This is a genomic window from Microcoleus sp. A003_D6 (assembly GCF_036702825.1).
Lineage (GTDB): Bacteria > Cyanobacteriota > Cyanobacteriia > Cyanobacteriales > Microcoleaceae > Microcoleus.
In genome coordinates this window covers 1-23,806 of record NZ_JAUBWA010000027.1, presented here as the reverse complement: position 1 = coordinate 23,806, position 23,806 = coordinate 1, and the positions used below count along the sequence as shown (strand labels likewise).

Below are 23,806 nucleotides of genomic sequence, written 5' to 3'. Positions count from 1 at the left end.
TTCTAATCGCGGATTTCCAGGTTGTACTGGCGGCAGAGGGCGATCAGTTTTTGTTGGAATCGATCGCGCACGCTGTCTGGAGAGACAATGACGCAATCTTCCCAATAGGGGGCAAGTTCGCGGAAAAACCAGAAAGTATTGAAAATCTCACGGGTGACTCGTCTCATTGGCGGATCTCCTTCTAAGTCGCTGACTTCCACATCGCCTTGCTTTCGTCTGTAGTTAAAGGCAAGCCTGCCCAATAAGTGAAACTCTACGGAAATCCTGTCTAGATCCGGCAGCCAAGGTTGATCGACCGAAATCACCGCAGCATCTTCAATGCGATCGAGGAGTAGCGTCCAGTTGTGTTCGAGTCCCAATACATCCTGGTTGCCCTCCGATTCTTCACAGCGACACACTAAATATTGCCGCTTTTCAATAGGGATCATTTTCGCGTGTAAGACTGTGTAATTCCAAAGTCGATCGGCTGCATCTCGATAGGAAAGGCGAAATGGTTGGTTTCTGTGGATAAAATTATCGATTTTTTGCCGCCAAGCAGGTAATGGGTTGCTCAAAAACCGATCGATTTCAGCCCGGAAAGGGAGAGTTAGTTCGCTGCGAGAACTCAACAATTGAGCAAGGGCCAGCGCTTCATCAATTTTGCCCAAGTCAAGCAATTGCTGTCGGGCGATGTCTAGGGCTTGGATGTGAGTTTGTGGCCAGTCGTGGTTGGGGGCGATCGTCAGTTGGCGGCGGGCGATCGCTTCTATCAGTTTGGATATGTTCGGGCGATCGCCCCACGTCTTCCCGAATTCTTGCGCCAAGGCTTCCAACTCAGTTTTATCTCGTTCAGAAACCGACAGGGTGATCGATTGACCTTTGCGACTCATAAATGTACGGACACTTTATCTTGATACAGGGTTGATTATCTCTATTGTCGGTGTCAATATGGGGAATATCCACTTTCTACGGACACACTTTCAGCATATGTCCGACTACCAGATTACCCTCAAATCCGTTTACTCCTGTCCCGCTGCGGAGATTCCCCAGGGAGTCAAATTACCGGAAGGTTGGACACTTTCTTGGCATCAACTCGAAACTTTAAAAGCAATTCGCGATCCGAATATTGATGTAATTATCAATACCGCGATGACTGGCGACGGTAAAAGTTTAGCCGCTTATCTAGAAACACTTCTCCAAGGAATACTCCAAGGGTATTACAATGTCATTGGACTGTACCCAACAAATGAACTAGCTCGCGACCAAGAAATCCAAATTAAGCAATACCTTGAGCTATTTAAACTCGTTGATGAATTGCGAGTTTCGAGACTGAGTGGCCCGGAGTTAGAAATTTACGCCGAAAGTGAAAACATCAAAAAATGGGAAGCGATCGCCACTCGCACTCAGCAATCTGAAATAATTCTTACTAATCCTGACATTTTTCACTACTTGCACCGCCACGCTTATTTAACTCCCAAAGATAGTCCGAATAAGCTGTGGAGTCCGATCGATACTAGATTCGAGTTATTCATTATTGATGAATTTCACGTTTGCACGGCTCCGCAAACTGCCAGCATAATCAACACGATGCTGTTGATTAAGCACACCAACCGCCGCAAAAAGTATCTATTTCTGTCAGCAACACCAGATGAACAATTAATTCAGCTTTTACAGAAAGCTGGTTTTCAACCGAAGATCATCGATCCGCTGACAGAGAACAAATATCTGTTTCCAAATACAGCCAGCCAAAATCTTGAATTACAAGCAGAGGGATGGCGACAAGTATCGCGAGCAATTTCTTTAACTTTCATTTCTCTGGAACCTACCTATCAAGCTACGGAAACTTGGCTTTGGGAAAATCGCAATTTAATCGCTGATTATTTTCAGCAGCATCCGGGTAGTAAAGGAGCGATTATTCTCAATTCAATTGCAGCCGTCAAGCGTCTCACTCCCAAATTTAAGGAATTATTGTATACTCTCAGAGTTGAGGAAAACACGAGCTTGACAGGGAAAGGGGATAAAGAGCGATCGCTCGAAGCTGACTTAGTTTTGGGAACTAGCACCATTGATGTCGGCGTTGACTTCAAAATTAATTTCTTAATGTTTGAATCTGCCGATGCAGGCAGTTTTATTCAGCGCCTGGGAAGGCTGGGACGGCATGACGGTTACGAAAAAAATGGCAAAATGATAGCATTTAATAAGTTTACAGCTTATGCTCTGTCACCCAATTTTTTAGTAGCAAGATTGTTTGAAGAAAAAGATGCACCACTAGAAGTAGGCGGAATTTACGATCGTCCTAACTTTCACGCTCAAATCCGCGACAACTACCGCAAAATCAATGATTTCCGAGGCTATTACAAACGGTGGGCAGGTGTGCAGTCTGTTTTGCTCAGCAGCAGCCAAGGATTAGCTCACCCAACAATCAAACAAGAATTTGCAGAAAGTCATCAAGCATTTAAGAAAGATTGCGAACAAGTTTTTGACACCAGTTTGGGAAGGGTGAGAGGTTGCGTCAAGAAATGGGCAATAGAATGGCAGGAGTTATCGAAACAAAAAACTGGAAATCCCATTGCCGAAGATGCTTGCAGCTTTCGAGGTTCTAGTTCTCTTCAGTGCGGTTTGTACGACCTCACCGAGCGAAGAAACGAAGCAGACCGATTTAAGACCTACGATTTGCCGGGAATTTTGAGCAATTTGGAAATTGAACCTATGACAGAATCGGTTTATATGCGACTGCTGCAAGAGACAGCGGAACGCACAGGTCAACCCATCCCTAAAGGACGATTTGAACGCTGTTTAGCATTTATGAAATTGCAAGCTTATCGAGAGGAACGAATGAATTGGAAATTTATCTATCCCGGAGATTTGGGGGAAGTTGCAGATGCTTGGAAAGTGCAAGTTCTGTTGGGTATTCAAGTTTTGCAGCCGGGAAATCGCTGGGTTAATGAACTTAACAAGCGGCTGAAATTGCGGGGTTTGGTGAGTTACGTCATCCGCTATCCGGTGCAGGAAGCTAAAAAACGGTTGCAATTACCCATGCACTTTCAGATTTACCCAATTGACGAGTCTGGCCGGCACGAACCCGGAGCACCTTACTCGGTAGCATTCGGCCAGTCGGCCCTGCTTTTGGATACTCTCGCCTATCGGCTTAAGAGTAAGGGAGGTGAGGTGTGGATTTGTTGAAAGCTCAAGCCCTGATAGGGATTTGGGTTAGTGAGACGGAGAGGAAGCTTACGCCAGTAAGTGCAGACGTATTCGTTTCAATCCCTGATAGGGATTTAGACCAAGTATCTTTTTGGTCTTACCCCGCTCAAACCATAAGGGTAACACGCGGTAGAGGACAAGTTTAGTAAATACTGACATATTTGACTGTTGTATAAGTCTGAACTTTAAATTTTTAAGCGATCCCTTGATTTGGCAGATGGACAGGTGTTAGCGTCAGATAAATATAGTTAGGAGGCTCACATGAGTAAAAAACAGCGAATTTTGCAACTTCTGTTAGACGGAAAACCTCACTCCAAAGAAGAGTTGATACCCATAACTCACAGGTTCAGTGCGGCTGTCGAGTCGCTCCGCAAGGATGACGGGTACGACATTGAAACTGTTCGCGTTGCTCACAATGTTTACGTCTACCAGATGGCGTTAGCCAAGAGTGCCTAGTTTTATTGAGACTCTTTACTTCTGAAAGAGTCTCTGCATTCACAAGGGAAGCTCATCGGTAGCTTGCGGCGTTAAGTACAGACATAGGTAGTCTCAACCCCCAAAAAATGGCTGGTTAAGTCACTTGTCAACAAAACTGCAAACTCTGAAGAACTTTTATTCTGCGGGAGCTTCCCTTTTTCTTTCTATAATCTAATTTTTCACAACTGCTATGAACACTCAATCTCTATTTGATATGAAGATCCTTGATTCACGACTTCAAGAAAAAATCCCTTACCTCAAAATGTTAGTTTTGTTTGGCTCTAGAGCCACAGGACAAACTCATGCTAAAAGTGACTGGGATTTTGCCACACTCTATGATGAAGACAAACGGAAAGCTTGCATTGGAGAGCGTGCTTTTGCGTGGTTTGAGGTTCCTCAAAAACTCGGCGAATTTTTTGATATCAATAGTGATGAAATTGATGTTGTTGAGTTAAATAGATGCTCCTCAATTATTGCTCATTTTGTCGCTCGTGATGGGAAAATTTTGTATGAAAGCGAACCGGGAGAATTTGAAAAATTCAAACAAAAGGCTTTGATGAGCGATTCAGAACTGAAGCAAACAGAGTGGGAGCTTCGCAATAAAATTGAGTTGTTTTTGAAAAAATGGGATTTAGTATGAGTATTGAGCCTACAGTTGTTTTAAGCAGATTGGAGTTTATTGGTAATTATCTTCTGGAATTAAGGCGCTTTCGAGGAATGAGTTTAGAAAATTACTTGAGTAGTTTTGACCATAAAACAATTTCGGAGCGAATTATGGAATTAATTGCTCAAGCTGCGATCGATATCAACGAGCATATCCTAACTCGCGACAAAAATATTCAGCCTCTCTCCAATAAAGACTCTTTTGTCAAGGCTGGACGATATGGAATTATCACCCCTGAACTTGCGACCGATTTAGCACTGTCAGCAGGACTCCGTAATATTTTAGCTCACAGATATTTGGAGATAAATTATGTAGAGCTATTCAATGGTATTCAAGCAGCATTAAATCAATATCCGATCTATATCCAACAAATCACTGAATACCTTAATTCTAGGAGGAAGTAGAAAATGGCCAAGAAGAATAAACCAACCGAGTCAGAATTTATACAACTATCACTTTTTGACGCACCACAGAATTTGAATGTTGAACAGTTTGATGATTTGGAAGAGGATGATTTGGAAGAAGAAGACGATGATGATGATTTGGGTTTGGGTTTTGAAAGTAGCGATCGCGATATTGAGCCGCCCCAACAGGAGTTAATTACCGTTAAGCTTTTGCGATCGGCAATCTTGGCTCAAAATCCCGATGACCCCATCATGGCTGATTTTGCCGAGTATGTTCTGCCAAATCTGCTGCGGGTGGCGATCGGCGTGACTGCCAAAGGCGGCAAATGGATCGAAGCAAAAGAACAGGAACTCGCAGCAAAAGGCAAAGTGATGAACAGGAGAAATGCCGCCGATCAATCCCTAAATACTCATTTACTTAACGGACTTTTCCCGGCTAATTTAATCGAACAGCGCCTAGAAAAATTGAATACAACCGTTAAGCGCGTGATTCGCGAACCAGAAAGACGGTTACTCGTTGCTGCTTTCATTCTTCACGACTTTGAGAAATTTGATTATTGCAGATTTCCTCAAATGTCGCAGAAATACACAGATTTTCAGAAAAACCAGGATCAGAAAATCCGTGAATTGTCAATCCCGGAACATCGAGAAATTATTGAAGTAATCATTCGCGAACTCAATCTCGATCGATTAATTAATTCCAACGATCCAGAAGCCTATCGCGAGTATCTTGATGATTTACTCTGCATCGCTTACAACGCTCAAACGCGATGGGATACAAACTGGAATTTTTCTGAACGCAGCGGACTTCAGCCTAAACTTAAAGGAGATAAACTGGTCGAATTGGCTAAACTAGCTTGTCTAGCGGACCGTTTAGCATCCATTGTCAAACATCCTCAAGATGCTCTCCAACCCGGTTTAAATAATCTGCTCGGTCAAGTCAGTGACAGACAACTGAAACTCTCATATCACAGTATTGCTGAAAATCGCGGCGTCCTCACCAATATTGTCAATAATGCCGTGATGAATGCACATACTGACATCAATTCACAGGATATTCATTATTATGAGCCATTGCTGTATTTACCAACAGGTATCATTTATTTGACACACCGCAATGCACCTTCTGTGACAGTTGATAGTATACCCGATCGAGTCGTTAATCAAATCAAATCTCTCTGTGCAAAAGAACTCAAAAACAGACAAACAGGCTTTAGTCGAGATGGTAAAGGCATGAAGTATGCCGATTACTACAATTTATTTTTTGACATTCCAAACTTGATGAAAGTTGCCTTAAGTGCAACCATGAGGATTCTAAAAGATGGGAAAAAGCCTGTTTCAAAAGACCGCAGCGATAATCTAGTAAAATTTCAAAAACAGGAAATCTTATCGGCTGATTATGACTTTCGATTTTCAGAGGATATTCGGATCGATCAACTTGCTGAATTTGGGGATGCAGTGAGTCGTAAAATCTGGGGAGATTGCGTTGCAAAAATGGAATCTGAACGCAAAAAGCGTGAAGCCGAACGTAAGAAAGATCGAGAATTACCCAAACTACCAGCAATTGATTTAACTCCTGAAAATTTAATTCATCAAGTTGCAGAGTTCTGGAATCTCTCAGAACACCTACCAACTATCCGAGAAATTCAGCGGATTAATGAAAGCATCAAGGAACACAAACTCAAAGGCAGTACGGGCGGTGTTCCTTACGAATGGTACTATTTAGCTGCCAAGTATATAGAACATCACCCTAGTATTGAGGATGTGCGTCCAATTGGCGAGGAGTTAATTGCACATATTACAACTTTAATTCAGCCAATCTTGTCTGAATACAATATTCCCGATGGTTGGGAAGATTTGCGACTGTGGGTGACACGAGTTGTGATGTTACAAACAGCAGAACCAGAGCCAATATCAGGTCAAATTTTCTTATATGAGTTAGATCGTTATCAAGCTGCAAAAAAATCGGGACGGGGAAAACAGTTAGTTTGTTCGATTTCTCACTCGGCTTATACTGTTACCGAACAAATGGAATCAGCCGTTTTATTCACGCCGCAAGTTTATACTAATAAGCAAATGCTTGGAGGATCTAATGCTAAACGCAATATTTCCAGTATTGCTGGGATAGAAATGATGCTACGGCAGATTTTAATGAGCCAAACTCAGGAAATTGGATCGCGATTTGAGGATGCTAAATACCGCTATCTCTACTTTTATCCCACTTATTACTGCACTCCTGAAACGAACGCATTTTTGCATCAGGCTTACGATAATATTTCTCAAACTCGCTTTGATACGGGAGTTCGCAATCACTTTATTAGCAAAGAACTTAATGCTAATTTTGAACTCGATCGTTATCAAAACGTTGATGTCTTTCATCTGGATCAACAAGCGGAAGCTAGAAAAAATAAAACTTTCAAACTTTCCTATCCTGACAAACAACCGCTAACATTCTATTTTATGGCTTTGCCACCAGAAAAAAAAGGGAAAGATAAAAAAATAACTGATACAGAATCTTGGATTATGCCAGCTTGGTTAGCTTTTGCATTCCCAATGATTCTGGATGTCAAAACGGTGGTTTCGGAGTCGCCAATTCCACCATTTAATGACGGTGCAGACTTTGAAGAAAGCGTCTTTCTAGATAGTGCGCCGCCAGCTTTTCGGGTTTTGACGAAGCGCGATCGCTTTCGTCTTGACTATATTTTAGAAGGATGGGAGGAAAACGGTAAAAAATACCCTGCACCTTTAAATGCCTTGACTGCTGCTTATGCAATTCATTTAGATGTGAATGCTAAGCAGGGAAAATCTGGCTATGATGCCAACTGGGGTAAACTGAGTGAGCTCGCAAAGGATTTTGAAACTAGCCCGCTTTATGTTTTTGCTTACTTAAATAATTGGGCTCGTAAGCAAAAAGTAGATGCACCGAGTTTGAGTAAAATCAAGCTTTATGCTCACTCGTTTTACCCTTGTTTTGACCCCTACGTTACTTATAAACCTGAATCTGAGGAATTAATTGTGGAACCAGAATCGCCATCACCCTTGAATCATCCGAAAAAACTTACAGAACTTTATCGCAAGTTCTACCGAGCTAAATCAAGTAAAGGAAAACCGACGAAATCGAATGCAATTCTCAAGCCAATTGATGAAGCAGCGGATGTGATTCTCAAAGCATATACGGAGGGAGGATTTAATTTAGTCGAAACTGTAGCTGCTAAAATTTTTAAACTGATGGAGCGAGTGCATAACTCGACCGCTGATGGACGTTGGGTGATTGCTAAACGGGATGAGGAACACGACGCAATTATGGACTTTGCAAATTACTTTGTTATTGAAGTATTTGAAAAGTCTTTTGCAGGCGATCGTGCTCGTTTAGCTGGTCGTCAACTCAACCTCATTCGAGATACTTGCGAGTTCCTTTATCGCCTTGAAAGCGATAAGGAAAATCGTGCAAGGAAAAAGCTAGCAAGTGAGAATGATTTTGAATATAATGATGCTGAAAATGATGACTAACTAACTAACTAGCTAGCTTTGCAAATCACCAGACTTAATGTACAAAACCTAACTGGAGACAAACAATGACTTTTCTGAAAAATGTTGACCAAACCAAATGCTTCCAAAATGAAATTCCCTACAAACCAATGGGAAAATATATCCATTTCTTGACTATTCGTGTCACCGAATCCTATCCCTTATTTCAAACAGACCAAGAACTTAATAAGGCGAGAGTGAGGGCAGGAATAAAACGCGAGAATCGTGGTCCGATCAGCCGTCTGACGATGTTCAAGCGCAAACAATCTACACCTGAACGCCTAGTTGGTCGGGAATTGCTTCGCAATTATGGATTTATGACCGCGCAAGAATGCGAGTACAACGTCCGATTCGCAATGGATAACCCCGATTGCATTATCTATGGCTTTGCTATTGGTGATTCTGGATCGGAAAAATCTAAGGTGGTGGTTGATACTGCATACTCAATCACACCCTTTGATGATTCTCATGAAACCTTTACGCTGAATGCTCCCTACGAAAATGGTACAATGGCAGCGAAAGGAGAGATGAAAGAATTACCAAAAGGTAAAGATAAGGGCAAGCCAGATGGAGAACTCGGTACAACTACGGCCAGAATAAATCAACAAGATCACATCCGGCCACAGGTTTTCTTTCCTAGCATTATCACCCTCAAAGATGCAACTGAGGCAGGGTTTCTATATGTCTTCAATAACATCCTGCGTACCAGTCGTTACGGTGCACAAACCACTCGTACAGGCACGATGCGTAATGAATTAATTGGTGTTGTTTTTGCCGATGGCGAAATCACCAGTAACCTCCGTTGGACTCAGGCTATCTACGACCTGTTTCCTAATGAAGTTCTGCAATCTCTTGACCCGTTAGATGAAGATGATGTGATGGATCACGCTAAGACTGCAATTCAATCTCTGTTGGATGACGAACCGATTGTAAAAATTCCTTTCATCGATGAAGAATTTGATGCTCTTCTCAAAGAAGTTAAGGCTCTGACGAGTAATGAGACAACGGTTAAAGCAATTTTAAAGAAAGCCGACGACGAGGCTAAAGCTTACGCTAAGAAGCATATCAAGGGTAAGGCAGGAGCTACAGCAGCAGCGGAGTAACAAAAATGGCTTTTATTTACCGCTGTCAAATCGAGTTGCACGATAGCCTTTATTTTGCAACTCGCGAGATAGGGAGACTTTACGAAACCGAGCCAGTAATTCACAATTACGCGCTTTGTTACGCCCTCGGCTTGGTGGATAGCGAAATCTATTCCACCACCGTTGCAGAAGATGATTCATATCGCTATTTTTGTCCAGAACAAATCCCTAAATACGAGCAGCATTTAACGGCGCTCAACCAACAGGGAATTTATGTCACTCCGGCGCGATCGATCTCCCACTCCTCCACTCTCAACACCTGGAAATATGCCAACAACAACTATCACGTTGAGATGGAAAAAACCCAGAAAAATATCCCCAGTTTTGGCAGAACCAAAGAAATTGCTCCTGAAAGCAAATTCGAGTTTTTCCTAATCTCAGAGAAGTCTCTGAAACTAGCGAAATGGATTCGTCTGGGAAAGTGGATGACCAAAGCAGCAGTCGAAATCGTAGAACAGAAGGAAGTGAAGCGATCGCCCTCAGAAACAGACTTCATCTTTCCCTATCTTCTCAACCCTTTAGACGTGATGTTTTCCCATCAAGTGATTAGCTACGATGTGGTTAATATGCCTCCGGTTAGCCTCATCCAAAATGTCAAAATGCTAGGGCGATATTACGAGTTTGACCAACTCAAAATTCCGGCGTGTATGGAATACCGCTTTCGGGCCGATTAATAGGAGGCAGATCCTCTAGAAATGCGTTCCCAGGTAGAACCTGGGAACGAGCAATTTAGATAAGGAACCAATTTTAACCATTAACCAAATATGCCGCACAGCCTCGTCCTCAACATCCTTCCCCTGGCCCCAATTCCCCCCGGATACCTCACCGGAAGACACCTGCACGCCCTCTTCCTCACCCTCGTGAGCTCAGTTGACAAACAACTCGGCGATCGCCTCCACGATGCCACGGCCCAAAAATCCTTCACCCTCAGCCCTTTGCAAACTAAAAAATGCCCTTTCAAAAAACACCATTTCCTGCAATGGGAACACACCGAACCGATTCCCGAACACACCCTCTGTTGGTGGCGGATTACTCTGCTTGATGACACTCTATTCGGCAAATTAACTAATCTTTGGCTGAATCTCAATCCCTCGAAGCCGTGGCATCTCGGGCCCGCCGATTTGATGATTACTAAGATTCTCGGAACGCCCCAAATAGATCAGCCTTGGGCTCATGCCTGCGAATACTCTCAATTGTACGATCGCGCTTCCGAAACTAATCGCTTAATTGCCTTCAGTTTTGCGACTCCTACTACCTTTCGACAGGGGAAATTTGATTCAGTGATTCCTACTAGAGACTGCGTTTTTAACAGTCTCCTCAGTCGGTGGAATAAGTACAGCCCGATCGCACTTCCCGATCTTTCTTTCGATGCACTTTTTTCGACTTTTGTCAATATCAGAAGTGAAAGATTGACTAACTATCAAAGCGATTTTGTCGGCATGGTTGGGGAGGTTAGTTATCGGATTTTGGGAGATGTGGAGCCTTTAGTGATTAAGCAAATTAATGCTTTGGCTGATTTTGCGGTTTACTGCGGGGTGGGGAGGAAAACTCCGATGGGGATGGGAATGACTCGGCGGATTGTTGTTAATAAGAGTTAAACGGATTTCCTGGGCGGGCAAGATGCCGGAATTCCAGGGGGGGCAAGATGCCGGAATTCTAGGGCGGGCAAGATGCCCACCCCACAATAACACTAAACTCTTGTGGAACAGGCATCTTGCCTGTTGCTAATTCCAATGACCAATCTCTTACAAACAATCAAAATTATGAACGATTCTGATTACATTTCGATCGCATCTCTCAACCAGTATTCCTACTGCGCTCACCGCTGTTGGCGAATGTCTTGCGCTGGAGAATTCACCGACAATCAGTATACCATTGAAGGGACAAGTTTGCACGATCGCGTTCACACGATGGGCGAAATTAACCGCGATGAAACTTGGCAGGTTCGGGCGATTTGGCTGAAATCCGAGCGCTACAAACTGATTGGTAAATCGGATTTGATTGAATCGGCTGACGGTGAGATTTATCCGGTGGAATACAAGCGCGGCCGCAAGGGCGAATGGGATAATGATGAGTTGCAGGTTTGCGCCCAAGCGCTTTGTTTGGAGGAGATGACGGGGAAAACTATTGCGACTGGATATGTGTATTACGCGCAGTCGCATCAGCGGCAATTAGTGGATATTTCTGAGGGGTTGAGACAGGAGGCGATCGCCACTATCACCGCTATCCAATTTTTGCTGCAAACAGGCACAATGCCTCGACCTAATTATAGCAAACGCTGTCAAGGTTGCAGCCTTTATCAGCAATGTTTGCCCCAAGCTGCTGAGAAAGTCCTGCGCTATCAAGAAGCTAATTAATCCAAACTACAAATTTAGGAGTCGATCGTGGGAACACTTTATATCAATCAAGATGATGTGTTTATTGGGAAAACAGATGAACGGCTGAATGTCAAGGCAAAGAATCAAATATTACAGGATGTGCCTTTGATTCATTTAGATGGAGTGGTGATTTTGGGACGGGCGACTATTTCTCCGGCCGCGATCGCAGAATTGCTACAAAGGAAAATTCCTCTGACTTTTATCACCGATACCGGTCACTATTTGGGTAAGCTGGAACCGGAATTAAGTAAAAATATTTTCGTTCGCAATGCTCAGTGGAAAGCGGCGGGGGAAACTCCCCAAGCTATTCATGTTGTCCGGGGTTTTATTCGGGGGAAATTGAAGAACTATCGCACCAGTTTATCTCAAACTCAGCGGGAACATTCGGAACTCAATTTAGCCTCGGCAATTATGCAGATTTCAAATGCGATCGCCAAACTTGACAAAACTGACAATATTGACTCTTTGCGCGGGCACGAAGGTGCTGGGAGTGCTGCGTATTTCGGAGTTTTCAACCAATTAATTCGCGCGGAAGGCTTTGTTTTTAAACCGCGACACCGCCCAGCTACCGATCCGGTGAATTCTTTGATGAATTTTGCTTACACGCTGCTGCGTCACGATGTGCAAAGCGCGATTAATATTGTGGGATTTGACCCTTATTTAGGATACCTTCATATGCAGCGCTACGGCCGCGTGGGTTTAGCGTTTGATTTGATGGAAGAGTTCCGCCCTTTGGTAGCTGACAGTATCATTTTGAACGCGATTAATCGCCGGATTCTGACGCCGAATGATTTTACTGTGGAACCTCTGAGTAATGTGGTGCGACTGTCGGAAACGGGACGGAAAGAGTTTCTGAAGCTGTATGAAAAGAAAAAGCAGTCTGAGTTTAAGCATCCTGTTTTGAAACGCAAGTGCACTTATCAAGAGGCTTTTGAAATTCAAGGGCGGCTGTTGGCGAAATATTTGATGGGCGAAATTGACAAATATCCACCTTTAGTTTTGTACTAGATATGCACATTCTGATTTCTTACGATATTTCCGAAGACAAGCGCCGGACAAAGATTCACAAAATGCTGAAGTCTTACGGGCAGTGGATGCAGTACAGTGTGTTTGAGTGTGCTGATTTGAGTGAGACTCAGTATGCTAAGTTGCGATCGCGCCTGAACAAAGTCATCAAACCCAACGAAGACAGTATTTTGTTTTTCCCGCTGTGCGCGTGCTGTCAGGGTAAGATTGAACGCATTGGTGGGGTCGTTCCTGCCGATCGTACAATATTTTTTGCTTAGTTTCCGTGAATGGGTAGGTGTTAAAATCGGGGTATCAAATTTTTCGGCTCAAACTCATGTGCAGCAAGAGTTTGATGCCCCTCCTCTGAAAAAACGATTCACGGAAAGTCTGAAAGCTTTACAGGATAAGGTTTGGGGGTGAATATGGAAAATTGGGTATTGACAAGTCAAAGGCTGGGATGGTACTTTTGTTTTAGATTCACGGAACTGCACCTTGAAAACCAAATACAGCAAGGCTTCTGGAACGGGCGGCCGAAAAAAACCTAAAACCCTATCAGGGATTGAAACTTCCCTCAATCAAAGGCAGACACCATTTCTCAGGCCGAAAAAAACCTAAAACCCTATCAGGGATTGAAACCACAAGGCATCGGGGTGTAAGATGTCATCATGGTCAAGGGCCGAAAAAAACCTAAAACCCTATCAGGGATTGAAACTCAGCACATAGCATCCCCAAAGCTCTAATCAGAGTGCCGAAAAAAACCTAAAACCCTATCAGGGATTGAAACGCGGAAGTGTTTTTGTACATCCAACAAGCACCGATCGTGCCGAAAAAAACCTAAAACCCTATCAGGGATTGAAACTTCAAGGGTTGTTCCGCCAAACTCGTTAGATATTTTTATCAGCCGAAAAAAACCTAAAACCCTATCAGGGATTGAAACGCGGATCTCATTCCCGATCGCCCGCACTTTTTAGCCGAAAAAAACCTAAAACCCTATCAGGGATTGAAACGAAGAAATACTCGCAGGCTGGGACATAGATAAAAAGTACAGCCGAAAAAAACCTAAAACCCTATCAGGGATTGAAACATAGCAGTCTCATCTGTAAGTGATAGCAGTCTCATCTGGCCGAAAAAAACCTAAAACCCTATCAGGGATTGAAACAGATAGTGTTTTCTTTACAGCCGAAACGCCCTACGCCGAAAAAAACCTAAAACCCTATCAGGGATTGAAACCTGGGCACGAAAAAAGGCGGCTCCACACCAGAAAGCCGAAAAAAACCTAAAACCCTATCAGGGATTGAAACCAAAAAGCTCAAAATAATGCTCCTGAATTTAATCACGCCGAAAAAAACCTAAAACCCTATCAGGGATTGAAACGATTTTTTCATCCGCACTTGCTGGAGTCGCGGTTCGGGAGCCGAAAAAAACCTAAAACCCTATCAGGGATTGAAACGCTGAAATCCTCAAATTGCTTTTTTGCTGATGCAGCCGAAAAAAACCTAAAACCCTATCAGGGATTGAAACATGACCAAGTGTCTGGAATGATGTCGAGCAAATATGGACGCCGAAAAAAACCTAAAACCCTATCAGGGATTGAAACTCTGACGGGACTTATCATAGCGGCGAGCAAGGAGCCAGCCGAAAAAAACCTAAAACCCTATCAGGGATTGAAACCCATCTCGATCCTCGTGCCGAAGGATACTGTGTAGCCGAAAAAAACCTAAAACCCTATCAGGGATTGAAACCGACGAGGAATGCCACCGGGAGGTGCGAACAGTGCCGAAAAAAACCTAAAACCCTATCAGGGATTGAAACACTGAAGGCAAAACCGGTTATCGGCAGTGCTGGCCGCGCCGAAAAAAACCTAAAACCCTATCAGGGATTGAAACTCGTTTCCGTCTGGGCCCTGTCCTGCCGGGTTGGCTCGCCGAAAAAAACCTAAAACCCTATCAGGGATTGAAACAATACTCGGGTAACCGGAGCTTTTTGAAAAGAAGCCGAAAAAAACCTAAAACCCTATCAGGGATTGAAACGCTGCCTGCTTCTTAGCCGACAAATCCAAGTCTTGAGATTTGCCGAAAAAAACCTAAAACCCTATCAGGGATTGAAACCACAGGTATAAACCGAGCGATTGGGAACATTTTTTGGGCCGAAAAAAACCTAAAACCCTATCAGGGATTGAAACCGGGGGATGGTGGTGGTTCGGGGGATGGTGGGCGCCGAAAAAAACCTAAAACCCTATCAGGGATTGAAACTTAACGGGTTCCGGCGGTGTTTCTTTGGCTATTTGCCGAAAAAAACCTAAAACCCTATCAGGGATTGAAACGTTCCAGTTCGCACAACGATACTTTCTAGCGCTCCGGCCGAAAAAAACCTAAAACCCTATCAGGGATTGAAATATCACACCGATGGATTCTGATAGTCCAAATTTCAGCCGAAAAAAACCTAAAACCCTATCAGGGATTGAAACGGGCAACTGGCGGCGTGGGGATTGGTAAGTTTTGTTAAGCCGAAAAAAACCTAAAACCCTATCAGGGATTGAAACTCATCAGGAAAAAACTGCAAGTTTTACAGTCAGTCCTGCCGAAAAAAACCTAAAACCCTATCAGGGATTGAAACTTGGAACCTTTTTTAGCACTGGTAGATTTGCTATTCTGCCGAAAAAAACCTAAAACCCTATCAGGGATTGAAACAGAAAATACTGACAGCTTGCCATCTGCTATTTGTTTGGCCGAAAAAAACCTAAAACCCTATCAGGGATTGAAACGGAGGTGCGGGCGGGAGCGCCTTCACGCTGGGGGCCGAAAAAAACCTAAAACCCTATCAGGGATTGAAACATGTAAGTGAAATAATACACCTACTTTTAGTAAAGCCGAAAAAAACCTAAAACCCTATCAGGGATTGAAACAATCTTATTATTTAGGTCAGCACTAGCATTAGAGCCGAAAAAAACCTAAAACCCTATCAGGGATTGAAACCTCCTAAAATAAAGCTAGGGACGACGATTTTATCGCCGAAAAAAACCTAAAACCCTATCAGGGATTGAAACGTAAACTTCGTGTCTATCGACTCAATTTTCAAGGTTCTGTTTAAGCCGAAAAAAACCTAAAACCCTATCAGGGATTGAAACACGGTAAAGAGCATCAACCTCCTGAGATAGGAAGCCGAAAAAAACCTAAAACCCTATCAGGGATTGAAACTGATTTCTTATCTCAGCTACTCGCTCGCTTTTATCCTCTGCCGAAAAAAACCTAAAACCCTATCAGGGATTGAAACTTATCATATTAAGTTCTCTATTATATAAATCATGCCGAAAAAAACCTAAAACCCTATCAGGGATTGAAACATAAGCCTACTACTGAGGTGCAATGCCTTAGTTAGTCATGCCGAAAAAAACCTAAAACCCTATCAGGGATTGAAACTGGATTTTTTACGCACCAAATGCTAAACCTTCTGCCGAAAAAAACCTAAAACCCTATCAGGGATTGAAACCTTGACCATACTTGTAGAGTATTTAGAGAGAATACTGCCGGGCCGAAAAAAACCTAAAACCCTATCAGGGATTGAAACTACTATTTCAGGAATTGAACATTCGGATACTTTTGCCGAAAAAAACCTAAAACCCTATCAGGGATTGAAACTTATTATTTTAGAGTTATTATGTATTTGACTTCTGCCGAAAAAAACCTAAAACCCTATCAGGGATTGAAACTCCCAGCGGGGAGGCGGCCGCTCGCTTCTTCGTGCCGAAAAAAACCTAAAACCCTATCAGGGATTGAAACTTTATTTGCAATACCGGTTCCGAATAGAGGGTCAGCCGAAAAAAACCTAAAACCCTATCAGGGATTGAAACGGAAAAGCTCGGCTGTCGGTGGGAGACCGGTTGGCCGAAAAAAACCTAAAACCCTATCAGGGATTGAAACACAAATGCCGCTTGGTCGGTTTGCCCGATCGCCGCCGAAAAAAACCTAAAACCCTATCAGGGATTGAAACGAAAGAAATCGGGCATCAGCTCAACCGACTGCCAGCCGAAAAAAACCTAAAACCCTATCAGGGATTGAAACGAGCGGCTGAATCTTTGCCCGCCAACCGCGTCGGGATTGATAGCCGAAAAAAACCTAAAACCCTATCAGGGATTGAAACGCGAAATAAAGCTCCGTGCAGCGCCCTGATCGCATAGAGCCGAAAAAAACCTAAAACCCTATCAGGGATTGAAACAATCATGGATACCACATTCGCTCGTCCAGCGACGCCGAAAAAAACCTAAAACCCTATCAGGGATTGAAACTTACCGACTGTCTTACAAAGATGGCCAGCGCGTAAGCCGAAAAAAACCTAAAACCCTATCAGGGATTGAAACGGATACTAATTCAGGTGGCTGATGTGATAAAACTCCGCCGAAAAAAACCTAAAACCCTATCAGGGATTGAAACATTAAAGTCAAAACTTCGACTGTTTTTGCCATAGCCGAAAAAAACCTAAAACCCTATCAGGGATTGAAACACTTGGATTAGCTCATTAAGAGTGTCAGCTATTGAGCCGAAAAAAACCTAAAACCCTATCAGGGATTGAAACGTGTCGCTCTCTCTGTTCTTCATGTACCTAATATCGGCCGAAAAAAACCTAAAACCCTATCAGGGATTGAAACCAATATGAGAACCACCTACTCCACAAACTTTTTTATGCCGAAAAAAACCTAAAACCCTATCAGGGATTGAAACACTAAATATATGCGTGACCCTACTTGGGTAGAACCGCCGAAAAAAACCTAAAACCCTATCAGGGATTGAAACCTTACTATATAGCGACTAAACCGCTTTTGCATCTCGCCGAAAAAAACCTAAAACCCTATCAGGGATTGAAACTAAAATCTCCCTCTCAAACATATTTCGGACTTGTTCAGCCGAAAAAAACCTAAAACCCTATCAGGGATTGAAACCAACATTATACCCGTAATCCTTACAAGCTAACGCTACGGGGTCATCAGGCCGAAAAAAACCTAAAACCCTATCAGGGATTGAAACGGGCGATCGGCCGTGAATCAAAGTAAACTCTGCCGCCGCCGAAAAAAACCTAAAACCCTATCAGGGATTGAAACGCGAAGCATTAAATTAACGGCAGCGTCTACATCGCCGAAAAAAACCTAAAACCCTATCAGGGATTGAAACCCAGATACTACTATTGTCACCATAGTATTGATTGCAACGCCGAAAAAAACCTAAAACCCTATCAGGGATTGAAACCTAAAGGATAAATTTCTAAGCTGTTAAACCCGGACCGAAAAAAACCTAAAACCCTATCAGGGATTGAAACATTTTGGGCGATCGGCAAAACCGACACTTTGCAAGCCGAAAAAAACCTAAAACCCTATCAGGGATTGAAACGAAGTGCTGGCGGCCCAATCCTTGCTCGCAGTAGGATTTAAAGCCGAAAAAAACCTAAAACCCTATCAGGGATTGAAACTCAAAAAAAGGAGAGCGAGGCGAACTCGGGATTCAGCCGAAAAAAACCTAAAACCCTATCAGGGATTGAAACAGCTTAGTCACCCTGTCGGGCATCGGTTTGGATTTGAACAGCCGAAAAAAACCTAAAACCCTATCAGGGATTGAAACTTCTCGCTTTGCGCTGATGGCTGCGACAGGGTAGCCGAAAAAAACCTAAAACCCTATCAGGGATTGAAACCTTAATTTACCCTGGCGATCGACAATCTCGTAAGAGAACCGAAAAAAACCTAAAACCCTATCAGGGATTGAAACTTAGAAGAGTTAGTGGGCGAATCTGCCCGCATTGAACCGAAAAAAACCTAAAACCCTATCAGGGATTGAAACTTTCCTCCAACTCCGGCAAGACCTACGAAATAATAGCACCGAAAAAAACCTAAAACCCTATCAGGGATTGAAACTCAAAGTCTTGGCTAAACAAATCCGCCAATTATGCACCGAAAAAAACCTAAAACCCTATCAGGGATTGAAACGTGCCTACGATTGCCTGTTGAAGTGTAGGCAACATTGGCCGCAAAATACCTAAAACCCTATCAGGGATTGAAACAAATAAAAGATCAGTTAATTGAGAAAGTCATCACTCGCACTACATAATTCCGATGCCACCGGATTTGATATGACTAGGTTATGCCGATCGCCAAAAGGAATAAAACTCATGGAAAAAGAATTCACCGTCGGTCAAAAAGTCCGAGTTGTGGCAATGCCACCTTACGTCAAAACTGCCGAACCCATGCCCATGCTGCGGCCTGCCAATGTAATTGCGATCGGCGCTGAAGGTGTTGTGATCGATCGGCGTCCCGGCAATTATTGGGGCATTCGCTTTGAAAAAGGTGCTTTTCTGTTAGACAGTCAGTACCTTGAAGCTGCTATCAGTTGACAGTTGACAGTTGACAGTTGGCAGTTGTCATTGGGAATTGGGAATTGGGCTATTCTCCCTCTTCCCTCTTCCCTCTTCCCTCTTCCTTCTTCCTTCTGTCAACGGTTTAAGAAGCCAGCTTTGCTTCAAAAGCCAAAGAATTAACAGGCAATTCCCCCAAAAAATCCTCTAAATTAGGAGAGCTGAAATTACAAGGTTGAGGTTTTCCCAAATAATAACCTTGAGCGTAATCTACCCCAAGTTCCTTGAGTTTATCGATAACTGTTTGACTTTCCACATACTCAGCAACAGTTTTAATTCCCATAACGTGAGCAATTTTGGTAATAGCTTCCACCATTGCGATATCAATAGGATTGTCGGCAAGATTCTTAATAAAATTGCCGTCAATTTTGATATAGTCAACCGGCAAGCTTTTCAGGTAAGCAAAGGAAGACATCCCGCTGCCGAAGTCGTCCAAGGCAAACTGGCAGCCGAGTTCCTTGAGTTGCCAAATCAAGCTTGCTGCCTTGCTGAGATTAGCGATCGCCACGGTTTCGGTAATTTCAAAACAAATTATTTCCGGGGGTATTTGATGGATGGAAAACTGCTCCTGAATAAACTCGATAAACTTTTCTTCGTTGATGCTGTCTCCAGAAAGGTTGATTGCATAAAGGCTGGGATATTTGCCAAATGAGGATTGCGAATTAGACAAAACAGAGCAAGCAGGCAAGGTCACTATTTTATCGCTATCTGCACCGGGGTTTTGGACTAATAAATTTGCGGTGAAAAATTTAGATAAATTGCTAAATAAAGTGCGAATTACCCAGCGGTCGATCGCGTGCATCAAGTTGTAGCGTTCGGCTGCCGGAATAAACGCCATCGGCGACACCAACTGACCCGTTGCAAGCTGTAGCCGCAGCAGGATTTCGCAGTGGGTTCCCGTAGTGGGAGAGTTGAGCAAATGTACGATCGGCTGAGAGTACAAGCAAAAGCGATTCTCTTCTAAAGCTTGATTAATTTGCACTACCCACTGGGTTTCGCCGTGCTGTTTGATTAATTCCCGATCGCCCGCTTGATAAACCTGCACCCGGTTGCGGCCTTTATTTTTAGCAGCGTAGCAAGCAATATCAGCCGCGCTCAAAACCGCAGATGTCGATGCTGTTTTGGGATTAATTGCCACCAAACCGATACTGACGCCGATCGAAAAAGTTTTGTCCTGCCACCCAAACCGGAATCCCTGAATGCTTTGCAGCAGCGATTCTGCAACATCCAATCCCCGTTCGGGGGAACACTGGTACAGGAGTACGGCAAACTCATCGCCGCCCAGACGCGCCAAAATATCAGTTTTGCCGATATTCCTTTTAAATAGCAGGCTGACTTGCCGCAGCAGTTCGTCACCTGCAACGTGACCGGAAGTGTCGTTAACTATTTTGAAACGATCGAGATCCAGGTAAAGCATAACGTGTTGTTGACCGTAACCTTGAGCGCTGTGCAGGGCGTGTTCTAGCTGGTATTCAAATTCGCAGCGGTTGACTAATTGCGTCAGGGCGTCGTGAGTTGCTTGCCAGGTTAATTGCCGCGCTTGAGTTCGCACTTTGGTGACATCTCGGAACACAACGACGGCCCCGACAATTTCGCCGTTGCTGGCGTGGATGGGCGCGACGCAGTGGTCGATCGCAAATTCGCGATTGTTGCGGGCAATCAGCAAGCTGTTGTACCCTTGGTCAACAATCCGACCTTCGTACAAAGCGATTTGGGCGATATTTTCGATCGGCATCCTGCTGGTTTCGTCAACTATTCTGAGTACGCTGGCGAGGGGCAAACCTTGAGCTTCCGAGGTTGACCAACCCGTGAGTTTTTCGGCAACTGGATTGAGGGTAGAAATGCAGCCGCCGGCATCAGTAGCGATTACTGCGTCGCCGATCGATTGTAGAGTAACCTGAGCGAGTTCTTTTTCCTCAAAAAATGCTTGTTCCATGCGCTTGCGATCGCTAATATCCCGCTGCACGGACACCCAGTGAGTGACGTTCCCTAACTCGTCAGCAACCGGTACGCTGTTGAGTTCCACCCAATAAGTTGAACCGTCTTTGCGGTAGTTGATCAATTCCAAGCGCAGCGGTTCTCGGCGAGAAAAAGCGCGGCGAATTTTGGCAACTTGAGTGCCGTCGCTGTCGGGCCCGCGCAGACAACTAGGTGTTTGCCCGATAATTTCTTCGGGCCGATAACCAGTCATTTGGGTAAAAGCTTCGTTGACGTAGATGATGGCGGGATCGGAGATATTGCTGTGTCCCGCATCCATAATTACGATCGCGTCGTTAGCGTTGACTGCGACAGATTCTAACAGTTGCAGCCGCACCTCGGCCTGCACGCGGGTAGCGATTTCGCTTTCCAGTCGGGCGTTAGTCAAGCTGAGGGATGCGATGGCTTTTTGCAATTCGCTAGTCCTTTCTGCGACTGAATCGTGCAGGACATCAATTGCCCCGGACATTTCCATCGGGTCAAGTACGCGCAGCAAGCTGCTTTGAGTAACTATTCCCAGCAGTTCTCCCCTAACCCCCGTTACTACCAACCTGCGGACTAAACGCTGCTGCATTTCCTGATGAGCTACCCACAGCGAGTCTTCTAGCTTGAGACTAAATAAGGGGGTACTCATCACAGTTTGGGCGATCGTTTGCGACAAATCTATATCTAAAGCTTGAAATTCCACAATATCCCGTTCTGTGACTATACCTACGGGAATAGGAAACGGCAAATTAATCGATAATTCTGTTGATTCTGTAATTACCACGCAGCTAACGCGGTGCTGCGCCATCAACTCAGCTAAACTCATCACCGACGCGGTGACAGGCGCTTGAATGACTTGTGCAGTCATTACTTCTTTCACGCTGCGCATTTTTAAGATATTTGCAGGTAGCAGCATCGCTTGGCGAATGCTTTCCGGCGTAATTACTCCTAGGAGTTGACCGCCATTATTTAATATTGGCAGGTGGTGAATTCTTTGGTGGCCCAGCAGAATTAGGGCACTAAAAATGTCTTGCTCTTCACCTTTGGTGAGAGTTGTCGCAGGCTGCTTCATGACTTCTGCGATTTTGACATTTTTTAAGTTTTTGCCCGACGCAATCAAATCGACGAGATCCCTCTCGGTGAAGATTCCTTGCAATTGAGAATTTTGAGCAGATGGCGAGGATGATTTTTCCACGACAAAGACGCAGATACCTGTCGCATCTCTGAAGGCACTTGAGGTGGGGGGATTGGCGAGTTCTGTTAGTTGCTGGTAGATATCGGTTGGTGGAATGTCTGCGTTTAGAGAGCAACTTGGGCGCCGTTGACCCATCAGGGTAATTACTTCGGATAGTGGGGTATCTGGCGCAACTGTCAAGGGGGATCGGTCAATTACTTGATCTATAGTCGGCAGATACTTGGAGGACTCGTTTTTGAACATATTTAATTTAGTTTGGCGAGGGGTACGCCTCTGGGACATTCCTAAAATGCGCTGCTTTCCAAGCAGTAGGTGGATTTTTACAGCGCTGCTGAGACCTAATTAAAATTTTTGTTAAAAATGCACCTTAATCTAGGGCTGGGGATCGGGCCGTTGACGGATCTCCCTCTACCTATAGAGTTATAATTGTATCTTTATTTTAAGTGTAAATTTTCTGTCCCGTGACAGTTTTATTAAAAATAATGTATTTGTCTGGAATTTTTGGCAATAAAATTAACTTATAAATATCATCCACCGCAGCGCTAATGAGATCCATCTTCCGAAGTACACATCTGTTGGCTGTCCTAGCTAACGTATAAAAGTTTACTACCAAAAGACACTGTATTAAGTTTTGCAACATTAAGTTTTGCGACCTTTTCGAGACTATTTGTGCGTTGTAGAGGGCAATCGATATCACAGACCTGCTGTGAATTCGATCGCAATTTCCGAAAACAACCGTGCTAAAATTGTAGATATAAACAGAAGAACTTAAACACCGAATCTGCTGAGGAAAAGGGATTATGAAACGCCATCTACTAGCCGCTACTCTTTTAATTACTCCCCTACTATTGGCCGGGCCCGCTCGCGCCCAAAATCCGGATCAAGTCAAACAGTTACTGTCAACCGGGCAATGTTTTAAGTGCGACTTGTCGGGAGCAAATTTGGCGGAAGCTCATTTAATTGGTGCAGATTTGAGAGAAGCGAATTTGCAAGGGGCAAATCTCTCTCGCGCCAACCTCGAAGGTGCTGACTTGACGGGCGCTAACTTGACGGGTGCTAACTTAACCGCAGTTTTCCTGACTAATGCCAGTTTAAATGGCGCAGACCTCGATCGGGCAAATCTGACCGCAGCAATTATTAACACCGCAGACGTATCCGGCGCATCAATGGAAGATATGACCATCACTGATGCCAAAATCTACAATACACAAATCGGCGTCGGCGGCAGCTACGATCAGTAAACTTGTTAGAAGAATGGAAAACGCCAATTTTCAGTTTAAAACCCGGTTTTTCCCCAGAAACCGGGTTTTTAATTGATTCGCCGTATTTGGACCCAGGTGCTAAATTAAAATTAGTATTGCTTTAATACTTATAAAAAAAAGTTCGGCAAGCGGAAAACTCATCGGCTTTAGCCATGAGATGTAAGCGGCACGGGCGGTTTTAACCGCCGTGAATCTTTCTTAATTCTT

Annotated in this window: 15 protein-coding genes and 1 CRISPR repeat array; of the genes, 13 read left to right on the top strand and 2 right to left on the bottom strand. The window is 43.9% G+C overall.

Annotation, left to right across the window (positions count from 1 at the left end):
- Positions 1-2: 2 nt before the first annotated feature.
- A complete protein-coding gene (locus tag QUB70_RS10155; protein ID WP_332980046.1) occupies positions 3-869 on the bottom strand; it encodes a WYL domain-containing protein in 867 nt (288 codons plus the stop codon).
- Positions 870-966: 97 nt separating this feature from the next.
- Here QUB70_RS10155 and cas3 point away from each other — a divergent pair, with 97 nt between their 5' ends.
- The 12 genes from cas3 (at position 967) to sipA (ending at position 19,159) form a co-directional block, all read left to right on the top strand.
- On the top strand, positions 967-3,162 hold the full coding sequence (gene cas3 / locus QUB70_RS10150; protein WP_332980044.1) for a type I-D CRISPR-associated helicase Cas3': 2,196 nt from the start codon (positions 967-969) through the stop codon (positions 3,160-3,162).
- Between the two features lie 282 nt (positions 3,163-3,444).
- Entirely contained in the window at positions 3,445-3,639 is a 195-nt protein-coding gene (locus tag QUB70_RS10145) for a hypothetical protein (protein ID WP_332980042.1), read from the top strand.
- A gap of 211 nt (positions 3,640-3,850) precedes the next feature.
- Entirely contained in the window at positions 3,851-4,300 is a 450-nt protein-coding gene (gene mntA, locus QUB70_RS10140) for a type VII toxin-antitoxin system MntA family adenylyltransferase antitoxin (RefSeq protein ID WP_332980041.1), read from the top strand.
- Positions 4,297-4,728, top strand: a complete 432-nt coding sequence (gene hepT, locus QUB70_RS10135) for a type VII toxin-antitoxin system HepT family RNase toxin (RefSeq protein ID WP_332980040.1) — start codon at positions 4,297-4,299, stop codon at positions 4,726-4,728. The genes mntA and hepT overlap by 4 nt, the downstream gene beginning before the upstream one ends.
- A gap of 3 nt (positions 4,729-4,731) precedes the next feature.
- The gene (cas10d, locus tag QUB70_RS10130; protein WP_332980039.1) at positions 4,732-8,238 is read left to right on the top strand and encodes a type I-D CRISPR-associated protein Cas10d/Csc3; all 3,507 of its coding nucleotides are present in this window, start codon (positions 4,732-4,734) and stop codon (positions 8,236-8,238) included.
- 65 nt (positions 8,239-8,303) lie between these two features.
- A complete protein-coding gene (gene cas7d / locus QUB70_RS10125) occupies positions 8,304-9,359 on the top strand; it encodes a type I-D CRISPR-associated protein Cas7/Csc2 (RefSeq protein ID WP_332980038.1) in 1,056 nt (351 codons plus the stop codon).
- Between the two features lie 5 nt (positions 9,360-9,364).
- On the top strand, positions 9,365-10,072 hold the full coding sequence (gene cas5d, locus QUB70_RS10120) for a type I-D CRISPR-associated protein Cas5/Csc1 (RefSeq protein ID WP_332980036.1): 708 nt from the start codon (positions 9,365-9,367) through the stop codon (positions 10,070-10,072).
- A 90-nt stretch (positions 10,073-10,162) separates the two neighbouring features.
- Positions 10,163-10,996 (top strand): CRISPR-associated endoribonuclease Cas6, encoded by an 834-nt coding sequence (cas6, locus tag QUB70_RS10115; protein WP_332980034.1) that lies wholly within the window; start codon positions 10,163-10,165, stop codon positions 10,994-10,996.
- A 165-nt stretch (positions 10,997-11,161) separates the two neighbouring features.
- Positions 11,162-11,755: a CRISPR-associated protein Cas4 gene (gene cas4, locus QUB70_RS10110; protein WP_332980032.1), complete on the top strand. Its 594-nt coding sequence runs from the start codon at positions 11,162-11,164 to the stop codon at positions 11,753-11,755.
- A 27-nt stretch (positions 11,756-11,782) separates the two neighbouring features.
- Positions 11,783-12,784 carry a type I-D CRISPR-associated endonuclease Cas1d gene (gene cas1d, locus QUB70_RS10105; RefSeq protein ID WP_332980031.1) on the top strand — a complete coding sequence of 334 codons (1,002 nt, stop codon included), beginning with the start codon at positions 11,783-11,785 and terminating at the stop codon, positions 12,782-12,784.
- A gap of 2 nt (positions 12,785-12,786) precedes the next feature.
- A complete protein-coding gene (gene cas2, locus QUB70_RS10100) occupies positions 12,787-13,062 on the top strand; it encodes a CRISPR-associated endonuclease Cas2 (protein ID WP_172188456.1) in 276 nt (91 codons plus the stop codon).
- Positions 13,063-13,313: 251 nt separating this feature from the next.
- Positions 13,314-18,829: direct repeats of the CRISPR family, unit length 37 nt; unit sequence GCCGAAAAAAACCTAAAACCCTATCAGGGATTGAAAC.
- Between the two features lie 108 nt (positions 18,830-18,937).
- On the top strand, positions 18,938-19,159 hold the full coding sequence (sipA, locus tag QUB70_RS10095; protein ID WP_332980093.1) for a regulatory protein SipA: 222 nt from the start codon (positions 18,938-18,940) through the stop codon (positions 19,157-19,159).
- Between the two features lie 106 nt (positions 19,160-19,265).
- Here sipA and QUB70_RS10090 read toward each other — a convergent pair whose 3' ends face one another.
- Positions 19,266-22,580 carry an EAL domain-containing protein gene (locus tag QUB70_RS10090; RefSeq protein ID WP_442927756.1) on the bottom strand — a complete coding sequence of 1,105 codons (3,315 nt, stop codon included), beginning with the start codon at positions 22,578-22,580 and terminating at the stop codon, positions 19,266-19,268.
- Positions 22,581-23,137: 557 nt separating this feature from the next.
- Here QUB70_RS10090 and QUB70_RS10085 point away from each other — a divergent pair.
- On the top strand, positions 23,138-23,578 hold the full coding sequence (locus QUB70_RS10085; RefSeq protein ID WP_332980029.1) for a pentapeptide repeat-containing protein: 441 nt from the start codon (positions 23,138-23,140) through the stop codon (positions 23,576-23,578).
- Positions 23,579-23,806: the final 228 nt, after the last annotated feature.

Excerpts from the sequence above, each read along its gene's own strand:
- cas3 (WP_332980044.1), top strand. The coding sequence starts at position 967 with ATGTCCGACTACCAGATTACCCTCAAATCCGTTTACTCCTGTCCCGCT.
- mntA (WP_332980041.1), top strand. The coding sequence starts at position 3,851 with ATGAACACTCAATCTCTATTTGATATGAAGATCCTTGATTCACGACTT.
- cas5d (WP_332980036.1), top strand. The coding sequence starts at position 9,365 with ATGGCTTTTATTTACCGCTGTCAAATCGAGTTGCACGATAGCCTTTAT.
- QUB70_RS10145 (WP_332980042.1), top strand. The coding sequence starts at position 3,445 with ATGAGTAAAAAACAGCGAATTTTGCAACTTCTGTTAGACGGAAAACCT.
- cas7d (WP_332980038.1), top strand. The coding sequence starts at position 8,304 with ATGACTTTTCTGAAAAATGTTGACCAAACCAAATGCTTCCAAAATGAA.
- QUB70_RS10155 (WP_332980046.1), bottom strand. The coding sequence starts at position 869 with ATGAGTCGCAAAGGTCAATCGATCACCCTGTCGGTTTCTGAACGAGAT.
- cas2 (WP_172188456.1), top strand. The coding sequence starts at position 12,787 with ATGCACATTCTGATTTCTTACGATATTTCCGAAGACAAGCGCCGGACA.
- cas10d (WP_332980039.1), top strand. The coding sequence starts at position 4,732 with ATGGCCAAGAAGAATAAACCAACCGAGTCAGAATTTATACAACTATCA.
- hepT (WP_332980040.1), top strand. The coding sequence starts at position 4,297 with ATGAGTATTGAGCCTACAGTTGTTTTAAGCAGATTGGAGTTTATTGGT.
- cas4 (WP_332980032.1), top strand. The coding sequence starts at position 11,162 with ATGAACGATTCTGATTACATTTCGATCGCATCTCTCAACCAGTATTCC.
- QUB70_RS10085 (WP_332980029.1), top strand. The coding sequence starts at position 23,138 with ATGAAACGCCATCTACTAGCCGCTACTCTTTTAATTACTCCCCTACTA.
- QUB70_RS10090 (WP_442927756.1), bottom strand. The coding sequence starts at position 22,580 with ATGTTCAAAAACGAGTCCTCCAAGTATCTGCCGACTATAGATCAAGTA.
- sipA (WP_332980093.1), top strand. The coding sequence starts at position 18,938 with ATGGAAAAAGAATTCACCGTCGGTCAAAAAGTCCGAGTTGTGGCAATG.
- cas6 (WP_332980034.1), top strand. The coding sequence starts at position 10,163 with ATGCCGCACAGCCTCGTCCTCAACATCCTTCCCCTGGCCCCAATTCCC.